We start from the raw sequence: 16795 nt of genomic DNA, 5'->3' as shown, positions 1-16795 counted from the left end.
GTGCGCAGCAGGAGGAGTGCGGTGCTCGGAAGTCTGATCGCGGTGCTCGGCACGCTGCTCGGGTCCGTCAGTACACACCTGTTCCGGCAACGGGCGAATCGACGTCGCCGGATCCGGCGTTCAGGCGCTGCGCAGCCAGGTCTCCAGGAGGCCGAAGTCCGCCTCGGTGAGGCCGCGTTGGGGGTCCACCCGGTGGAGGAGCGCGGGGACCGGGGAGTGGGCCGCGACCCAGCGGCGGTCCGCCTCCGTGATCTCGTCGTCCACCCAGACGAACGGGCGGCCGGCGGCCCAGGCGACCAGGGTGCGGGTCTTCCAGTGGATGCCGCCCGGCTGGTCCTCCTCCTCCAGGGGCCATTCCACGACGGGCAGTTGCGGCAGGCCCAGCCACGGTGCGAGGCACTCGTTGGCGTCTTCCAGCCAGGTCGTCGCCCACACCGGTTCGCACGGCAGGCCCAGCAGTCGTGGTCCCAGTGCAGGGTCGACGCGTGCCGCCAAGGGGTTCCCGCCCGGCACGGTTCCGGACCCGTACGGGCTGCGGTAGGTGGGGTATCCGCCCGGCGGCGGGTCCCCGAAGGGGATCAGTGGTCCGTCCACGTCGAGGAACAGCAGAGGGCCGTCGGTACCGGTCATGACGGCACGATAGCGGGCACCGAGGGTGGCCTGCCGCGCCGATCGGCGACCCGGCCTGGATCGGGTGCGCCGGGATCTCGTAGGGTGGCGCGCACGGGAGTGTGGTGGCAGGCACCGCACAGGCGAGGGCATCAGACGCCGCGGGAGCGGCGGGGCGGGGCGGTGACCAGGAGATGGCGGAGACGACAGCGGTTTCCGGAGGTCCCGACCCGGCAGCTGACTCGGACCCTTGGGACGCGGTACCGCCGGCCCCGCGCCTCCCGGCCGAGGCCCACCCACCGGGGCCTGCCGCGCTCTACGAGCCGCCGCCCACGCCCACGCCCCCGGCCGCTCCGGCTCCGGCTCCGGTACCGGCTCCGGCGCCCGCCGCCGCGCCCGCCCCGGTCGCGCAGACGGCCGCGCCGTTGCCCGCGCCGCCCGCCGCACCCCCCGTTCCGCCGCCCGTCCCGCCCACCGGATGGACCCTCACCGGCCTGCCCGCCGCGGGCCCGGCGTCCCCGGCCACACCGCCGCCCTTCCCCGCCCCGGGCGGGATGCCGGGTGGTGTGCCGGGCGCGGCCGCTCCCGGCGGGCTCGGTGCCGCGCCGCGCGGACGGATCCTGGTCATCGAGGGCGGGTACGGCAACTCCGGCCGCCGCACCTGGGGCCGGGGCGGTCCGACCCAGGCTCCGGTGCTCTCGGCGATGCTCGCCGCCGTCTCGCCGCAGGTGCTGCTCGCCGCCGACGCGGTGGACGCCGTCCACCTCCCCGGCGCCAGCGACCCGCACACCGTCCTCGCCCACCTGCGCGCCGCCTCCCGGCACCCCGGACCGCTGCTGGTCCACGTGGGCGGCCACGTGGTCGCCGACAAGCGGGGCGGCCAGCTCCAGCTGACCCTGCGCGACGCCAAGCAGGACGGCCTGTCCTGGCAGGCCGTCGCCGCCGAGTTGAGCCACCGTCCGGCCGAGTGGCAGACCCTCGTCATCGCCGACCTGAGCGCCGACCAGAACGCCTGGCCGTACCTGCAGGGCACCGTCTCGCCGCTCAGCGAGGGCATCCCGCTGTGGGCCGTCGTCAGCCCGGACCCGGAGCAGATCGGCACCTTCACCCGCGCCCTGATCGAGGCGCTGCACGGCGGCCGACCCGGCGCGGGCGAGGTGCTCGCGCCCGAGCAGCTGCGCCAGCAGGTGTACTCGGTGCTGCGGCCGGACGTGGTCATCCTGGCCACGCACGCCCCCGACCGGCCGGTCTTCCGGAACACCGCCCGGCGCGGCGACGGCCCGGTGGCCGACCTGCCGCCGGTGGCGGACACGGCGCCGGTCGCCGACGTGGTGCCCGCGGAGTTCCCACCGCCGCAGGCCCCGCTGGTGCCGCGTCCGGCGCGGCCGCAGGACGACGTCGCCGCCTGGCCGGTGCCGGTCGCTCCCACGACTCCGGTGACCGCGGGCGGCCGGGTGAGCCTGGTCAAGCCCGGCGTGCCACCGACCCCGCCCCGGCCGGCCCGCCCGGTCAGCCTGCTGAAGGCGGGGGAGTCCGTCGAGCTCCCCGCAGAGGCCGCTGCGGCGCCGGGGGTGACCCTGCGCAAGCCCGCCCCGGCCGACGCCGTGCCCGAGGACGCCGTGCCCGAGGACGCCGCGTCCTCGATGGGCGTGACACTCCTCAAGGGACGGCCGGAGGACGGGGACGCGGCTGCCCTCGCCGGGACCGAACTCCCGCAGGCGGAGGACACGGTGACGGCGGAGGAGACGGAGGCGGCCGTCGAGCCCGCCGAGGCCGTCGACCCCGCTGAGTCCGTTGAGCCCGTTGAGCCCGTTGAGTCCGCTGAGAGCGTGGATGTAGCCGACGTCGCCGATGTCGCAGAGGAGCCCCGGGCCACCGCACCGGCCGCCGAGGAGGCGCCCGCCGGTGAGGTCCCCGTCGACGTCGTGCCTGCCGACGCCGTGCCTGCCCACGCCGTGTCGCAGGACGCGGTGCCGACCGGCGATGCGCCCGCTGAAGCCCCCGCCGAGGATCACGCCGAGGCTCCGGCCGAAACCCCGGTGGACGCCCGGCCGCGTGCGGACTACCGCGAAGTCATCGGACGGATCGTCCGCAGCGCGGATGCCGGGGACCACGCCGCCGCGACCGACCTGGCCTTCGCGCTCGAACTGGAGGCGATCGCCGAGCACGGGGCCGTCTCCGAGCCGGTGCTCCAGGTGCGCCAGGTGCGGGCGCACGTGTGCCGGCTCGCGGGCCGCCCGGCGGAGGCAGCGGACATCTACCGCGAGGTGGCGCTGACGCTGCTCCGCTCGCAGGGCCCGGACCACCCGGAGACCCAGCAGGCGGCCACCAACGCCGAGGCCTGCTGGCGTTCGATCACCGACCGGGCGGAGGCGATCCGCATCGCCCCGGAGATCATCGAGCTGCGCGCCTACCTTCCGGGCCCGGAGGGCCGCAAGCTGCGTGCCGCCGAGCGCTACCTCGCCCAGCTGGCCGCCACCGCCTGACCGGTCGGCAGGAGACGGGAACGGGCCGCAGCAAGCAAGTGAGCAAGCTGCGGCTCGTGGCCCGCAGTCCACATCGCACCGCGCCCCGCGTACCGCGGACGGCGAACAGCAAACAGCGGGCGGATGACAGATTCCAAAATCTGTCATCCGCCCGCTGTCGTTCGTCAGCGGTCAGCCGCGATCAGGGTCGGCCGGACCGCCGAGCGGTCACCGACCGGCGATCGCGTGGACGAACTTGGCGGCGTCGACGGTGCCGAGGCCGCTGGCGAGGTCGTAGCCCGGGGCGGCGTTGTAGCCGGTGACGCCGTTCCAGCCGTTGTCGCCCTGCTTGACGTCCTTGATGCCGCTCCACTCGCTCGGGAGCAGGCTGAGGCCGTAGAGGCGCCAGTTGATCTGGCCGAGGCGGTAGCCGGCGAGCTGGTCGGCGAGCGCGACGACACCCGAGAAGATCGGGGTGGCCTCGCTGGTGCCGCCGGTGAGGTGCCAGCCGACCGCGGTCGGGTCGTAGGACTCGTAGGTCCAGGCCCCGCCGTCGACGGCCGCGCTCATGCTGATGTCGGGCGTGCCGCGGTGGTTGCCGGTGACGTTGGCGACGCCGGCCTGGTACCACGGGCGCTCGAAGACGCCGGAGACGCCACCGCCGCCGGCGCCGGACTGGTCGTGCCACACCTTGTCGTCCGCGGTGCGCTTGCCGGAGTCGTCCAGGGTGAGCTGGGTGCCGCCGATGGAGGTGACCAGCGGGTCCGAGGACGGCCAGGAGTTGACCTTGTACGGGTACAGGTCGGTGCCGTTCTCCTTGGCGTCGGTCGCGCCGTTGTCGCCGGAGGCGGCCAGCACGGTGACGTTGCGGTCGGCGGCGGCCTGGAAGGCGTAGCGCAGGTCCTTGATCGACTTGAAGTCGCCCTTGTCGAAGCCCGGGAAGGTGTTCTCGGTGGCGCCGAAGCTCTGGGAGATGACGTCGCCGCGACCCTGCTTGATGAGGCTCTTCTCGGCGTCCATCATCTCGGGCAGGCCGGTGGTGCCCTCGGTCTCGGCGACGCCGGTCTCGACCAGGATGATGTGCGCGTCGGGGGCGACCGCGTGGGCGTACTCGACGTCCAGGGTGGTCTCGCCGGCCCAGCCGGTGTGGTCGGGGTTCTTCGGGTCGAAGACGGGGACGTTGCCCCACTTGACCACCTCGACGTTGGTGTCCGGAATGCCCCACTGCTTGTCGAAGACCTCCAGGTCGTGCTGGATGGTCGGCGAGCCGAAGGAGTCGACGATGACGATCGTGCGGCCCTTGCCGGTGACGCCCTGGTCGTACAGCGGCTTGAGGTTGTAGGCCTCGCGGTACTGGAGCGGCGAGTAGCAGTGGATGCCGATCTGGCTGACGCACTGGGTGGTGGTCAGCGGGGCCGGGCGGGCCTGGACGTTGTGGTGCCCGAAGGAGGCGGGGCGGACGTGGACGCCCGCGAGGTCGTGCGAGGGGGCGGCGATCGCCGTGCCGGCGGCCGGTACGGCGACGGTGCCGGCCGTGAGGGCGGTGGCCCCGACGGCGAGCAGGGCCAGGGCGCGGCGGAGGGAAGCGGGGCTGCCCATGGATCTCCTTGGGACGCAGGGCCCGACCGGGTCCGGTCAGGTCGATTGGGCCATCCCATCGAGCGCCGCATGATCATGCCATAGTCATTTGGTGGGGTCATATGATCACCGCCATGGTCATGCTCGGCCACGAGAAAAGGTAAAGGCCATCCCAGGTGAAGGTAACCGTGCACCTGGGACGGCCATGTGATGGCGCGTCAGTGATATTCAATGAATATCAAGCGTATCTGCTGCTCATCGCCCTGTTCAACCGGGACCGCCGTGTTCGGCCGACCGGGCGACCACGCGCCGCCGACCTGCCGACCGAACCCCGTCGGCCGGCCTGCCGACCGAACCCCGCCGGCCGCCTACCGGGCGCCGCCGTTGACGTACAGGGTCTGCCCGCTGACGTACGAGGCGTCCTCGCTCGCCAGGAAGGCGACCACCGACGCGATCTCCTCCGGCTGCCCGACCCGGCGCAGCGGCGTCCGGGCGGCGACCTCGGTCTGCTGGTCCTCGGCGGAGCTGCCGATCCGCTCGGCGGTGGCCGCGGTCATCGCGGTGGCGATGTAGCCCGGGGCGACGGCGTTGACGTTGATGTTGAACGGCCCGAGCTCGATCGCCAGGGTCGCGGTGAGGCCCTGGATGCCGGCCTTGGCGGCTGCGTAGTTGGCCTGGCCGCGGTTGCCGAGCGCGGAGCGCGAGCTGAGCGAGACGATCTTCCCGTACTTCTGCGCCACCATGTACTTCTGCGCGACGTGGCTGCAGTTGTACGCGCTGGTCAGGTTGACCGTCAGCACCGCGTCCCAGTCCGCCTTGGGCATCTTGAAGAACAGGTTGTCCCGGGTGATCCCGGCGTTGTTGACCAGGACGTGCACCCCGCCGAGGTCGGCCGCGATCTGCGCGAACACCGCCTCGACGGCGTCGTAGTCGGCCACGTCGCACCCGTACGCCCGGGCGGTGCCGCCCTTGGCGGTGATCTCGGCGACCGTCCCGGCCGCCCGCTCGGCGCTGAGGTCGACCACGGCGACCGCCGCGCCCTCCTCCGCCAGCAGGCGGGCGGTGGCCGCTCCGATGCCCTGTGCCGCGCCGGTCACCACGGCGACCTTCCCCGCGAACCGCGTCATGTGAACTCCTTGGAGGTGTGGAAGTGGTGTGTGTCCGCTGTCAGACGTTCTCGACCAGCACGGCCGTACCCTGCCCCACACCCACGCACATGGTGGCGAGGCCGCGCCGGGCGCCGGTGCGGCGCATCCGGTGCAGCAGGGTGGTGAGGATGCGGGCGCCGGAGCCGCCGAGCGGGTGGCCGAGGGCGATCGCCCCGCCGCTGGGGTTGACCAGTTCGTCGGCCTGCTCCGGGTCGAACCCGATGCCGTCGGCCGAGGCCAGCGCCTGGGCGGCGAAGGCCTCGTTCAGCTCGGCGGTCTCCAGGTCGGCGAGCGACCAGCCGGCCCGCCCGAGCACCTTCGCCGTGGCCGGCACGGGGCCGATGCCCATGACGTCGGGGTGCACCCCGGCCGAGGCGCCGGCCACGTAGCGGCCCAGCGGCTGCAGTCCGAGGTCGTGCAGCGCCTCCTCGCCGACCAGGAGCAGCCCGGCGGCGCCGTCGTTCATCGGCGAGGCGTTCCCGGCCGTGACGGTGCCCCCGGGGCGGAAGACCGGCTTGAGCCCGGCGAGCTTGGCGGGGCTGGTGTCCTCGCGGATGCTCTCGTCCCGGCTCACCGTCACCCCGTCCGGCCGTGCGACCGGGACGAGTTCGGCGTCGAAGTGCCCGTCCTTGCGGGCGGCGGCGGCCCGCTGGTGGCTGCGCAGCGCGAACGCGTCCTGGCGCTCCCGGGTGATGCCGTACCGGGTGGCGACCTCCTCGGCGGTCTCGCCCATGCTGAGCACGCCGTGCAGTTCGGCCATCCGGGGGTTGGTGAGGCGCCAGCCGAGCCGGGTGTCGAAGGTCTCCATCCGGTGCGGCAGCGCCTCGTCGGGGCGGGGGAGGACGAAGGGGGCGCGGGTCATCGACTCGCAGCCGCCGGCCAGCACCACGTCGGCCTCGCCGGAGCCGATGGCCCGGGCGGCGAGGGTGACGGCCTCCAGGCCGGAGGCGCAGAGCCGGTTGACGGTGGCTCCGGGGACGGTTTCCGGCAGGCCGGCCAGCAGGACGGCCATCCGGGCGGCGTTGCGGTTGTCCTCGCCGGCCTGGTTGGCGGCGCCCCAGTAGACGTCGTCGATCCGGGCGGGGTCGAGGGCGGGTACGTCGGCGAGCAGGGCGCGCAGCACGGTGGCCGAGAGGTCGTCGGGGCGGACCGTGGCGAGCGCTCCGCGCAGCCGGCCGATGGGTGTGCGGCGGGCTGCGGCGAAGTAGACGGGACGCACGTCGTCGGGCTCCTTGTCGGAAGGGGTGGGTCAGAACGCGTTGACGCCGGTGAGGGCGCGTCCGATGAGCAGGTGGTGGATCTGGCTGGTGCCCTCGTAGAGGGTCATCACCCGCGCGTCGCGCAGGTACTTGCCGACGGGGTACTCGTCGATGAACCCGTACCCGCCGAAGACCTGGAGCGCGTTGTTGGCGGACCGGACGGCGGCCTCGCTCGCGTAGAGCTTGGCGACGGAGGACTCGGTGGCGAAGGGCAGGCCGCGCTCGATGTGGTCGGCGACCTTCCAGGTGAGCAGCCGGGCGGCCTCGACGTCCACGGCGATGCCGGACAGCAGTTCCTGGACGAGCTGGTGCGAGGCGATCGGCCGGCCGAACTGCTCGCGCTCGCCGGCGTAGCGGACGGCGGCCTCCAGACAGGCGCGGGCGATGCCGACGCAGCCGGCCGCGACCGACATCCGGCCCTTGGCCAGGGCGGCCATCGCGACCGTGAAGCCCTTGCCGAGTTCGCCGAGCCGGGCGCCGTCCGGCACCCGTACGTCGTCGAAGGAGAGTTCGGCGGTGGCCTGGCCGCGCAGGCCGAGCTTGCCGTGGATCTCGGTGCGGGTGAAGCCGGGCAGGTCGGTGGGGACGAGGAAGGCGGTGATGCCGCGGTGGCCGCGCTGCTCCGGGTCGTCGCCGCCGGTGCGGGCGAAGACCAGGGCGACGTCGGCCCAGGTGCCGTTGGTGATGAAGGTCTTGGCGCCGCTGATCAGCCAGTCCGAGCCGTCCCGGACGGCGCGGGTGGTGAGGTTGGCGGCGTCCGAGCCGGTGCCGGGCTCGGTGAGCGCGAAGCAGGCGAGCGCGTCGCCCGAGGTGAGCCGGGGCAGCCAGTGCCGCTTCTGTTCCTCGGTGCCGAAGCCGTTGATCGACTTGCCGACCAGGCCGAGCGAGACCGAGACGATCCCGCGCACGGCCGAGTCGCCGCGCCCGAGCTCCTCCAGGACCAGGCAGTACGCGAGGTGGTCGCCGCCGCTGCCGCCGTACTCCTCGGGGATGGTCAGGCCGAGGAAGCCGACCTCCGCCAGCTTGCCGACGATTGCGCGGTCGACGGATTCGGCGCGGTCCCAGGCGGTGGCGTACGGGACGATCTCGCGGTCGGTGAAGGCGGCGGCGAGGTCCCGGACGGCGCTCTGCTCCTCGGACAACTCCAGGTTCACGGCGGCTCCCGAATCCGGTGTCCAGGGCCCGGGCGGGGTCCGGACCGATTAAACTAGCGCTGCAAGTTTTATGGGGGGACTGTAGCCCCGCCCGGCCCGTGCTGGGAAGGGGCACCTGTCAGAATCGGTCCCCACCGCACCCGGCCGGGGGAACCCGGCCGGAGGAACCGGAGGAAGCCGCCGAGATGGCCCGCCCACGCACCCCGCTGCTCAGCCGCGAGCGCATCGTCGCCGCGGCGCTGCGGCTGATCGACGACGAGGGGCTGGACGCCCTCTCCACCCGCCGCCTCGCCACCGAGCTCTCGGTCAGCGGGCCCTCGCTCTACAACCACTTCGCCACCAAGGACGAACTGCTGGACGCGGTGGTGGACAGTGTCATCGGCGAAGTCGACCTGTCGATGTTCGGGGGCGCCGGGGCGCCGGCGGCCGATGCGACCCCCTGGGCGCAGGCGCTGCGCGACTGGGCCCGTTCCTACCGCGCCGCGCTGGCCGCCCACCCCAACATCGTCCCCGTCCTGGCCCAGGGGCCGGGCCGGCGGCCCAACGCGCTGCGCCTGGCCGACGCCGTCTTCGGTCACCTGGTCGAGGCGGGGTGGCCGCGCGGCCAGGCGACCCGGATCGGCGCGCTGATGCGCTACTTCGTCACCGGCTCCGCGCTGGCCTCGTTCGCGGCCGGCTTCCCGGCGGACGCTCAGGTCTACGACGCGGCCGACTACCCGCACCTGGGCGAGGCGCACCGCCTGGCCGGACACCGCGGGACGGTCGACGAGGGTGCCTTCGAGACCGGTCTGGAGGCACTGCTCGACGGGCTCGCCCTGCGCTACTCCCGGCTGCCCGAACGCTGCTGACGGACCGTCGGCCGCCGTGCGGGTGCCCGCCCCGGTGCCGGTGCCGCGGGCACGGACGCCGGCGTCCGTACCGGAGGCGTCCGTACCGGGGGCGCCCGGAGCGGACCCGTCACCAGGCCTCGCGCGGGACGAAGGCCGGCCGCAGCGCCGGGTCGACCGGGTCGTAGTACCGGTGGTAGACCGGCGTCAGGCCGCCCGAGACCGGCGGCACGATCCAGCTCCAGTCCGCCGGGGTCGGCCGTCCGAGCCGCGCCTCCTGGGCGACGTGCTTGAGGAAGCGCTCCGACTCGGTGTGGTGGTCGGCGATCGTCACCCCCGCCTCCTGGAAGGAGTGCAGCACGGCGACGTTGAGCTCGATCAGCGCGCGGTCGCGCCAGAGCGTGCGGTCGCTGGAGGTGTCCAGTCCCAGCCGCTCGGCGACCGTGCCGAGCATGTCGTAGCGGTCGGCGTCGGCGAGGTTGCGGGCGCCGATCTCGGTGCCCATGTACCAGCCGTTGAACGGAGCGGTCGGGTAGCGGACGCCGCCGATCTCCAGGGTCATGTCGCTGATCGCGGGCACCGCGTACCAGCGCAGTCCGAGGTCGGCGAACCACGCGTGGTCGGGGTGGAGGAGCGGCACCTCCAGGGTGGTGTCGTCCGGGTGTTCGTACCGGACGGGCCGTTCGCCGGGCCGCTGCTGGATCAGCAGCGGCAGCACCTCGAAGCGGTCCTCGGCGCACTTCCAACCCAGCTCGCGGGCCCGGGTGGTGAGCGCGGCACCGGCCGGGTCGCCGACGACGTCCGCGCTGTCGACGTCCTCGCTGTCGACGTCCTCGCCGACCCGGTGGCCCGCGTAGCGGACCAACTGCTGGTTGAGGATGCGGGCGGCCGGGCGGTCCGGGCGGTCGGGGGCGAATACCGAGACCACCGGGCGGATCCGTCCGCCGTTGCCCGCCAGCCGCAGGTGCTCGAAGCACTCGGCGGCGATGTCGTCGGGCTCGGTGAGGTGGCGCAGGTCGCGGACCACCAGGCTGCGCCAGTAGAGCCGGCCGATGCAGCGGGCGGCGTTGCGCCAGGCGAGCTTGGCGCCGTAGGTGAGTTCGGCGGGGGTGTGCCGGTAGCTGCCGGTGCGGTCGATCTCGTCGAGGACGGCGCGCAGCCGCGGCCCGGGGCCGCCGGCGGCGGGCCGCTCGTGGTGGAACTGCCGGACGAAGTCGGCGGCCTGGTCCGGGTCGGTGAACGGCGGCGGCGGGGGCGGCAGTTGTGGGCCGTCCTGGGCGCGGGGGCCGCCCGGCTCCGGGTGCGTCGGTCGTTCCTGGGGTGACGGGCGCGCGTGGGTGTGGGCGTACGGGCAGCCGCCGGTCGTGGCGGCGGCCGGGGTTCTGCGGGGGCGAAGCCGGTTGAAGATCAAGGACACATCCCTCCTGCCGCACAGGAGTACCGGAGGTGCCCGGCCCACCGCAGAGAGTGAACGATTCGGCCCCCGCTCCCGCGCCGGGGCGCTAGGGTGCGGGGGCCGAAGGTCCGATGGTCGGATCAGCCGATGTGCGGCTGTCAGCCCATGTCCTCCAGACGGACGCCCTTGGTCTCCTTCAGGTACTTCGCCACGAAGGGGATGGACAGCGCCGCGAAGGCGGCGTAGATCAGGTAGGTCACCGACAGGTTCCACCGCGCCATGGAGGGGAACGAGACGGTGATCACCCAGTTGGCGATCCACTGGGCCGAGGCGGCGACGGAGAGTGCGGCGGCGCGGATCCGGTTCGGGAACATCTCGCCCAGCATCACCCAGACGACCACGCCCCAGGACAGCGCGAAGAACAGCACGAAGGCGTTGGCGGCGATCAGGGCGACGGTGCCCTGGAGGTCGGGCAGGGTGAGGTTGTCGCCGCTGCCGGTGGCCGAGGAGAACGCCCAGCCGGCCGTGCCGAGCGCGACCGCCATGCCGACCGAGCCGATCAGGGCGAGCGGCTTGCGGCCGATCCGGTCGACCAGCACGATCGCGATCACGGTGCCGAGGATGTTGATGACCGAGCCGATGAAGCTGATCATCAGCGAGTTGCTCTGGTCGATGCCGACCGACTGCCACAGGATCGACGAGTAGTAGAAGATCACGTTGATGCCGACCAGCTGCTGGAAGACCGACAGGCCGATGCCGACCCAGACGATCGGCAGCAGGCCGGAGCGGCCGCCGAACAGGTCGCGGAAGCGCGGGCGGTGGTCGGAGGCGATCAGTGCCCGGACCTCGGCGATCCGGGCGTCGGTGTCCACGCCCTCGCCCTCGACCTCGGCTAGCACCTTGCGGGCGTCCGCCAGGCGGTCGGCCTGGATCAGGTAGCGCGGGGACTCGGGGATGACCGAGGCGAGCACGAAGTAGACCGCGGCCGGGACGACGCAGATGCCGAGCATCCACTGCCAGGCCTCCAGGCCGAGCAGCTGCCCGCGGGTGTCGCCGCCGGCGGCCTGCGCCAGCATCCAGTTCACCAGCTGGGAGATCGCGATGCCCAGCACGATCGCGGCCTGCTGGAAGGAGGCCAGCCGGCCCCGGTACTTGGTCGGCGCGACCTCGGCGATGTAGGTCGGGGCGATCACCGAGGCGATGCCGATGGCGGCTCCGCCGAGGACGCGCCACAGGGCGAGGTCCCAGGCGGAGAACGGCAGCATCGAGCCGACCGCGCTGACCGCGAACAGCAGCGCGCCTGCCTTCATGACCTTGATGCGGCCGTACCGGTCGGCGAACCGGCCGGCCACTGCCGCGCCGACCGCCGAGCCCAGCAGGGCCGAGGAGACGATCAGGCCGGTCACGCCGTCACCGACGCCGAACTTCTCCTGGATGCCGGAGACGGCGCCGTTGATCACGGAGCTGTCGTATCCGAACAGGAACCCACCGAGGGCCGCGGCAGCGGTGATGAAGACGACGAAACCGAGGCGGCCGGGCGCGGGTGCCTCGACCGCCCCGGAGGGCTTCTGGGTGACGCTCACGATCTGACTCCTGGTACTCAACTCTGAGCTCGGTAGCCGCGATCGTAACCCGTGTTCGTTTAACTCTTGTACACGGGGAGGGGGATCCGTGCTCAGAGAATTCGTAAGGTGAACAAGCAAATTGGGTCGCCCGCGCGTTTCCGGGCAGGCGGCCGCCCGGTGCGTGACCGGGCGGCCGACCGGCGGCCCGCTCAGGCCGGGGAGGCGAGCGAGAGCCCGAACCGGCCCTCCGGGTCCGTCCACCAGTGGCTCAGCCGCAGCCCGGCGGCCGCCAGCTCCGCGGCCACCCGCTCGCGGCGGAACTTCGCCGACACCTCGGTGCGCAGCTCCTCGCCGCGGGAGAAGTGCACCGGCAGGTCCAGGGCCGGGATCTTCACGGTCTGCGAGCGCAGCGAGCGCAGCCGCATCTCGATCCACTCCCGGTCGGCGTCCCAGAGCGCGACGTGCTCGAAGGCGTCCGGGTCGAAGTCGGCGCCCAGCTCGCGGTTGAGCACGTTGAGCACGTTCCGGTTGAACTCGGCGGTCACCCCGGCGGAGTCGTCGTAGGCGGCGACCAGCACCGCCGGGTCCTTGACCAGGTCGGTGCCGAGCAGCAGGAAGTCGCCCGGGTCGAGGGCGGCCCGCAGGCCGCGCAGGAAGGCCGCGCGCTCCTCGGGCAGCAGGTTGCCGAGGGTGCCGCCGAGGAAGGCGACCAGGCGGGGGCCGCCGTCCGGGGGCAGGCCGAGCCGGGCCGTGAAGTCGGCCAGCACGCCGTGCACGGCCAGCCCGGGGTACTCGGCGGCGAGCGCGCCGCCGGCCGAGGTCAGCGCGCTCTCGCTGACGTCCACCGGGACGTAGGTCTCCAGGGTGTCGAGCGCGCGCAGGGCGTCCAGCAGCAGCCGGGTCTTCTCGGAGGAGCCGGAGCCCAGCTCGACCAGGGTCCGGGCCCGGGTGGCCGCGGCGATCTCGCCGGCCCGGGCGGTCAGGATGGCCCGCTCGGCGCGGGTCGGGTAGTACTCGGGCAGCCGGGTGATCTCCTCGAACAGCTCGCTGCCGCGCGCGTCGTAGAACCACTTCGGCGGCAGCCGCTTGGGGTCGGCGGTGAGTCCGTGCTGCACGTCGTGGCGCAGGGCGGTGCTGAAGTGGTCGCCGGGCAGCAGTCGGGTGAGATCAAAGGTGTCCATGACAGGGTGGTTCCTCTGTTCAGAAGATGAAGGGAGAGTGGGGATTCAGTCGCGGCCGGGGAGTCGGTGGACGCTCGTGCCGCGCGCGTCGACCAGCAGCAGCGAGCCGTCCGGGACGGGCGTCCAGCCCGGCTCGTCGTCGTACGGCTCGGAGGCCACCACCGTCCCGAGGTCCGGCAGGGGCCGGTGGTGCAGGGTGTCGCCCCAGGTGGTCGCGGCGATCGCGGTGCCGTCGGTGAGCAGCAGGTTGAGCCGCCCGGTCGTGTGCGCGGCGACGTCCGCGACGGTGCCCGCCAACGCCTCTCCGAGCCCGGCGCCTGCCCGCAGCCGGTGCAGGGTCAGGGCCCAGAGCAGGGCCGAGTCGGTGCGGGCCTCCAGCTCCAGCAGCTCGGCCGGCGGGAGCAGTGCGGCCAGGGCGTCCAGCTTGCCCGGCCAGCCGGCCACCGCGCCGTTGTGGCTGAACAGCCAGCGTTCGGCGCCGAACGGCGCGGCCGCGCTCTCGCCCGCCGCGCAGCCCTCGGTCGCGGAGCGCACCGCGGCCAGCAGTGCCCGGGTGCGGACCACCCGGGCCAGGTCGGCGAAGGTCGCGTCGGCCCAGATCGGCCCGGTCCGGCGGTAGCGGGCGGGCACCTCGTCGCCGTCCGCGTACCAGCCGAGGCCGAAGCCGTCCACGTTGACGGTGCCGTACCGCTGCGTCCGGGGCGCCCAGGACTGCCGGTGCAGCCCGTACGGCGGGTGCACCAGCACGTCCTGCGGTGCCACCGGCTCGCCCAGGTAGGCGAGGTGACGGCACATCAGGCGCGCTCCAGGTCGCGTGCGGTGCGGAACCCGGCGAAGATCTGCCGGCGGACCGGGTAGTCCCAGTTGCGGAACGTGCCCCGGCAGGCGACCGGCGCCACCGCGAAGCAGCCGCCGCGCAGCACCTTGTACTCGGGGCCGAAGAAGACCTCCGAGTACTCCTGGTACGGCCAGGCGTGGAAGCCCGGGTAGGGGCGGAAGTCGCTGGCCGTCCACTCCCACACGTCGCCGATCAACTGCCGTACGCCGTAGGGGGACCGGCCCTCCGGGTAGCTGCCGGCCCCGGCCGGGCGCAGATGGCGCTGGCCGAGGTTGGCGTGCTCGGGCCCGGGGGCCGCGTCGCCCCAGGGGTAGCGGCGGGAGCGCCCGGTGACCGGATCGTGCCGCGCCGCCTTCTCCCACTCCGCCTCGGTCGGCAGCCGCCGCCCGGCCCACCGGGCGTACGCGTCGGCCTCGTACCAACTGACGTGCAGCACCGGCTCGTCGGGCTCGACCGGTTCGACGGCGCCGAAGCGGCGGCGCAGCCATGCGCCGTCCCGGTACTGCCAGAACAGCGGGGCGGTCAGGTCGGCGCGCTGCCGGTGCGCCCAGCCCTCCGCCGTCCACCAGTGCGGATCGTCGTAGCCGCCGTCCGCGATGAAGCGCTGGTAGGCGGCGTTGGTGACCGGTGTGGTGTCCAGCAGGAAGTCCGGCAGGTCGACGGTGTGCGCCGGGCGCTCGTTGTCCAGCGCCCACGGCTCGGTGTCCGTCCCCATGGTGAACGGCCCCGCGGGGATGAGGACCTCGGCGGGCAGTCCGGCCGCGTCGGCCGGTGCCGGGGGCGGCGGGGGAGCGGCCAGGGCCGGCTCGCCGGCCCGCAGCTGATGGGTGATCAGCATGGTTTCGTCGTGCTGTTGCTCGTGCTGCGCGATCATCCCGAACGCGAAGCCGGCCGTCAGCAGCGGCGCGCCCTCCAGCGGACTGGCGGCGAGCATGTCCAGCACCCGGCCGCGCACCTCGTGCGAGTAGGCGCGGGCCTCGTCGGGCGGCAGCAGCGGCAGGCTGGGGCGCTCGGCCCGGGGGTGCTGGAAGGCGTCGTACAGCCCGTCGATCTCCGGGCGCATCGGCTCCCGGCCGCCGACGTTGCGCAGCAGCCAGAACTCCTCCTGGTTGCCGATGTGCGCGAGGTCCCAGACCAGCGGGGACATCAACGGGGAGTGCTGGGCGGTCAGGTCGCGGTCCTCGACGCAGTCGGTCAGCGCGGCGGTCCGGGCGCGGGCGGCCAGCAGCTCGGCGGCGATGGTCTCGCGCAGGTCCTCGATGCCGCGGGCGGCCTCGATTCCGCGGGTCGCACCGGCACTGCGGGCCGTCTCCGTGGCGGCGGCCGTCCCTGAGGCGCGGGCCGTCCCCGTGGCGCGGGCCGCGCCGGATCCCTCGGCGGGGGCTGCGATCGGGCCGTTCGGTCGGACGTCGGTCATGGTGCGGCCTCCTCCGTGGGAGTGCGTCGGGTGCCGGAGCGCAGGGCGTCCAGCTGGTCGTCGGCCGGACAGCGGCCGCGCGCGGGGTAGCGCTCGGCGAACTCGGCGACGGCGGTGCGCAGCCACCCGGCGCCGGGCAGGCGGCCCAGCGCGGCGTCGGCGGCGGCGAAGCAGGCGAGGGCGGCGCGGCGCAGTTCGGGGTCGGCGACCGCCAGGGTGGCGGCGCGGCGCCAGGCGTCGCTGCGCGGCGGCCGCGGACCGCCGGACCGGTCCGCCCGGTCGGAGGAGTCCAGCGGCTCCAGCGCGGCCAGTGCGGTGTCGGCGGCCACCGGGTCGTCCAGCAGCGCGGTGACCAGCGCGGCGACCACCATCCAGCCGTCCCCGGGCTGGGCGTCGATCATCCGCAGCTCCAGGTGGCCGCGGGGGCGCACCGGCGGGAAGAGGGTGGTGCGGTGGTAGTCCAGGTCGGCGAGCGTGGGCGGGCGTTCGCCCGCGCCGCGGATCCAGTCGCGGAAGCTCACCCCGGGCGGGGCCGTCCACGGCAGCCCCTCCGGCCGTTGCACGCACAGCACTTCGGCGTCCAGCACGTACTGCGCCCAGGCCTCGCGCGGGTCGCCGTGGTCCGGCTCCGGGGCCAGCGTGCGGGTCGGGTCCATCCGGGACCAGACGGTCTGCCGGGTCGACCGGTGGCCGGTCGGCCTGCCGTCCAGCAGCGGGGAGTTGGCGAAGGCGGCGACCAGCACCGGGCCCAGCCGGTGGACCAGCTGCCAGCGGCGTTCCACCGCGTGCGGGCCGTCCGCCTCGCCGGCGTCCAGGCACACCTGCACCGACGCGGTACCGGTCATCATGATCCGGCCCCAGGGCCCGGCGGAGTCGAAGAAGCGCTCCATCGCGAGGTAGCGGGGGTGGTCCAGCACCATCCGGCGGGGGCGGGCGAGCGGGTCCGTCCCGGTGCCGGTGAGTCGAAGGCCCTGGGCCGCGAAGGCGGCCCGCAGGGCGGTCAGATCGCGTCGGGTGCCGTCGACGCAGGCCAGGAGGCCGATGGCGGGCGGGGAGCTGAGCTCGACCTGTCCGCCGGGTTCGAGCGTGAGGCGCGAACCGGAGGGGAGCGAGGTGCCGTCGGTGCCGCCGAGGGGCAGCGACTCCAGCGCGGCGTGGAGCAGTTGCGGCCGTACGGGCCGGGTGGGACATCGATCGTCATGGACGAACCACTCGACCTCGACACCCACCAGTCGAGGCGGTCCGATCTTGAAACAGACGCCCGACACGTGGCTGCGCGCCCCCGATTCGGTCAGCGGGGTCACCCCCGTCGGGGGTGGTGGCGTGCTCTGCCGGTCGGGCGGAGTGGTGCGGGATGT

Annotated in this window: 13 protein-coding genes; 2 read left to right on the top strand and 11 right to left on the bottom strand. The window is 73.9% G+C overall.

Translation table 11 applies throughout. The features are described from left to right. Nucleotides 1-120: 120 nt before the first annotated feature. Nucleotides 121-630, bottom strand: a complete 510-nt coding sequence (locus tag AB0D10_RS02750) for an HAD domain-containing protein (RefSeq protein ID WP_360250060.1) — start codon at nucleotides 628-630, stop codon at nucleotides 121-123. 404 nt (nucleotides 631-1034) lie between these two features. Between AB0D10_RS02750 and AB0D10_RS02745 the strand changes: the two genes are divergently transcribed. Then, entirely contained in the window at nucleotides 1035-3095 is a 2061-nt protein-coding gene (locus tag AB0D10_RS02745; protein WP_360250057.1) for a hypothetical protein, read from the top strand. A gap of 207 nt (nucleotides 3096-3302) precedes the next feature. Here the strand turns inward: AB0D10_RS02745 and AB0D10_RS02740 are convergent, their stop codons facing one another. The 4 genes from AB0D10_RS02740 to AB0D10_RS02725 form a co-directional block, all read right to left on the bottom strand. After that, nucleotides 3303-4673: a S53 family peptidase gene (locus tag AB0D10_RS02740; protein WP_360250054.1), complete on the bottom strand. Its 1371-nt coding sequence runs from the start codon at nucleotides 4671-4673 to the stop codon at nucleotides 3303-3305. A gap of 347 nt (nucleotides 4674-5020) precedes the next feature. Then, entirely contained in the window at nucleotides 5021-5779 is a 759-nt protein-coding gene (fabG, locus tag AB0D10_RS02735; RefSeq protein WP_360250051.1) for a 3-oxoacyl-ACP reductase FabG, read from the bottom strand. Nucleotides 5780-5819: 40 nt separating this feature from the next. Beyond that, entirely contained in the window at nucleotides 5820-7019 is a 1200-nt protein-coding gene (locus AB0D10_RS02730) for an acetyl-CoA C-acyltransferase (RefSeq protein WP_360250048.1), read from the bottom strand. A gap of 30 nt (nucleotides 7020-7049) precedes the next feature. Beyond that, on the bottom strand, nucleotides 7050-8213 hold the full coding sequence (locus AB0D10_RS02725; protein ID WP_360250045.1) for an acyl-CoA dehydrogenase family protein: 1164 nt from the start codon (nucleotides 8211-8213) through the stop codon (nucleotides 7050-7052). Nucleotides 8214-8398: 185 nt separating this feature from the next. Between AB0D10_RS02725 and AB0D10_RS02720 the strand changes: the two genes are divergently transcribed. Continuing rightward, nucleotides 8399-9061, top strand: a complete 663-nt coding sequence (locus tag AB0D10_RS02720) for a TetR/AcrR family transcriptional regulator (RefSeq protein ID WP_360250042.1) — start codon at nucleotides 8399-8401, stop codon at nucleotides 9059-9061. Between the two features lie 109 nt (nucleotides 9062-9170). Here AB0D10_RS02720 and AB0D10_RS02715 read toward each other — a convergent pair whose 3' ends face one another. The 6 genes from AB0D10_RS02715 to egtA all read right to left on the bottom strand — a co-directional run bounded on the left by AB0D10_RS02715 (nucleotide 9171) and on the right by egtA (nucleotide 16705). Next, on the bottom strand, nucleotides 9171-10301 hold the full coding sequence (locus tag AB0D10_RS02715; protein ID WP_360250656.1) for a nitric oxide synthase oxygenase: 1131 nt from the start codon (nucleotides 10299-10301) through the stop codon (nucleotides 9171-9173). Nucleotides 10302-10594: 293 nt separating this feature from the next. Continuing rightward, nucleotides 10595-12019, bottom strand: coding sequence for a sugar porter family MFS transporter (locus AB0D10_RS02710; RefSeq protein ID WP_360250039.1), 1425 nt, complete (start codon nucleotides 12017-12019; stop codon nucleotides 10595-10597). Between the two features lie 191 nt (nucleotides 12020-12210). Continuing rightward, entirely contained in the window at nucleotides 12211-13182 is a 972-nt protein-coding gene (gene egtD, locus AB0D10_RS02705) for an L-histidine N(alpha)-methyltransferase (protein WP_360250036.1), read from the bottom strand. A gap of 45 nt (nucleotides 13183-13227) precedes the next feature. After that, complete coding sequence (gene egtC / locus AB0D10_RS02700) at nucleotides 13228-13977, bottom strand: ergothioneine biosynthesis protein EgtC (RefSeq protein WP_360250034.1); 750 nt, start codon at nucleotides 13975-13977, stop codon at nucleotides 13228-13230. Beyond that, nucleotides 13977-15437 (bottom strand): ergothioneine biosynthesis protein EgtB, encoded by a 1461-nt coding sequence (egtB, locus tag AB0D10_RS02695; protein ID WP_360250032.1) that lies wholly within the window; start codon nucleotides 15435-15437, stop codon nucleotides 13977-13979. Before egtB ends, egtC begins: the two co-directional genes overlap by 1 nt. Beyond that, the gene (gene egtA, locus AB0D10_RS02690) at nucleotides 15434-16705 is read right to left on the bottom strand and encodes an ergothioneine biosynthesis glutamate--cysteine ligase EgtA (protein ID WP_360250653.1); all 1272 of its coding nucleotides are present in this window, start codon (nucleotides 16703-16705) and stop codon (nucleotides 15434-15436) included. The genes egtB and egtA overlap by 4 nt, the downstream gene beginning before the upstream one ends. Nucleotides 16706-16795: the final 90 nt, after the last annotated feature.

The sequence above is a fragment of the Kitasatospora sp. NPDC048545 genome (genome assembly GCF_040651155.1).
Lineage (GTDB): Bacteria > Actinomycetota > Actinomycetes > Streptomycetales > Streptomycetaceae > Kitasatospora.
This window is presented reverse-complemented; position numbering and strand designations above follow the sequence as displayed.

Coding starts and splice junctions, on each gene's coding strand:
- AB0D10_RS02750 (WP_360250060.1), bottom strand. CDS start 630: ATGACCGGTACCGACGGCCCTCTGCTGTTCCTCGACGTGGACGGACCA.
- AB0D10_RS02740 (WP_360250054.1), bottom strand. CDS start 4,673: ATGGGCAGCCCCGCTTCCCTCCGCCGCGCCCTGGCCCTGCTCGCCGTC.
- fabG (WP_360250051.1), bottom strand. CDS start 5,779: ATGACGCGGTTCGCGGGGAAGGTCGCCGTGGTGACCGGCGCGGCACAG.
- AB0D10_RS02720 (WP_360250042.1), top strand. CDS start 8,399: ATGGCCCGCCCACGCACCCCGCTGCTCAGCCGCGAGCGCATCGTCGCC.
- egtD (WP_360250036.1), bottom strand. CDS start 13,182: ATGGACACCTTTGATCTCACCCGACTGCTGCCCGGCGACCACTTCAGC.
- egtC (WP_360250034.1), bottom strand. CDS start 13,977: ATGTGCCGTCACCTCGCCTACCTGGGCGAGCCGGTGGCACCGCAGGAC.
- egtB (WP_360250032.1), bottom strand. CDS start 15,437: ATGACCGACGTCCGACCGAACGGCCCGATCGCAGCCCCCGCCGAGGGA.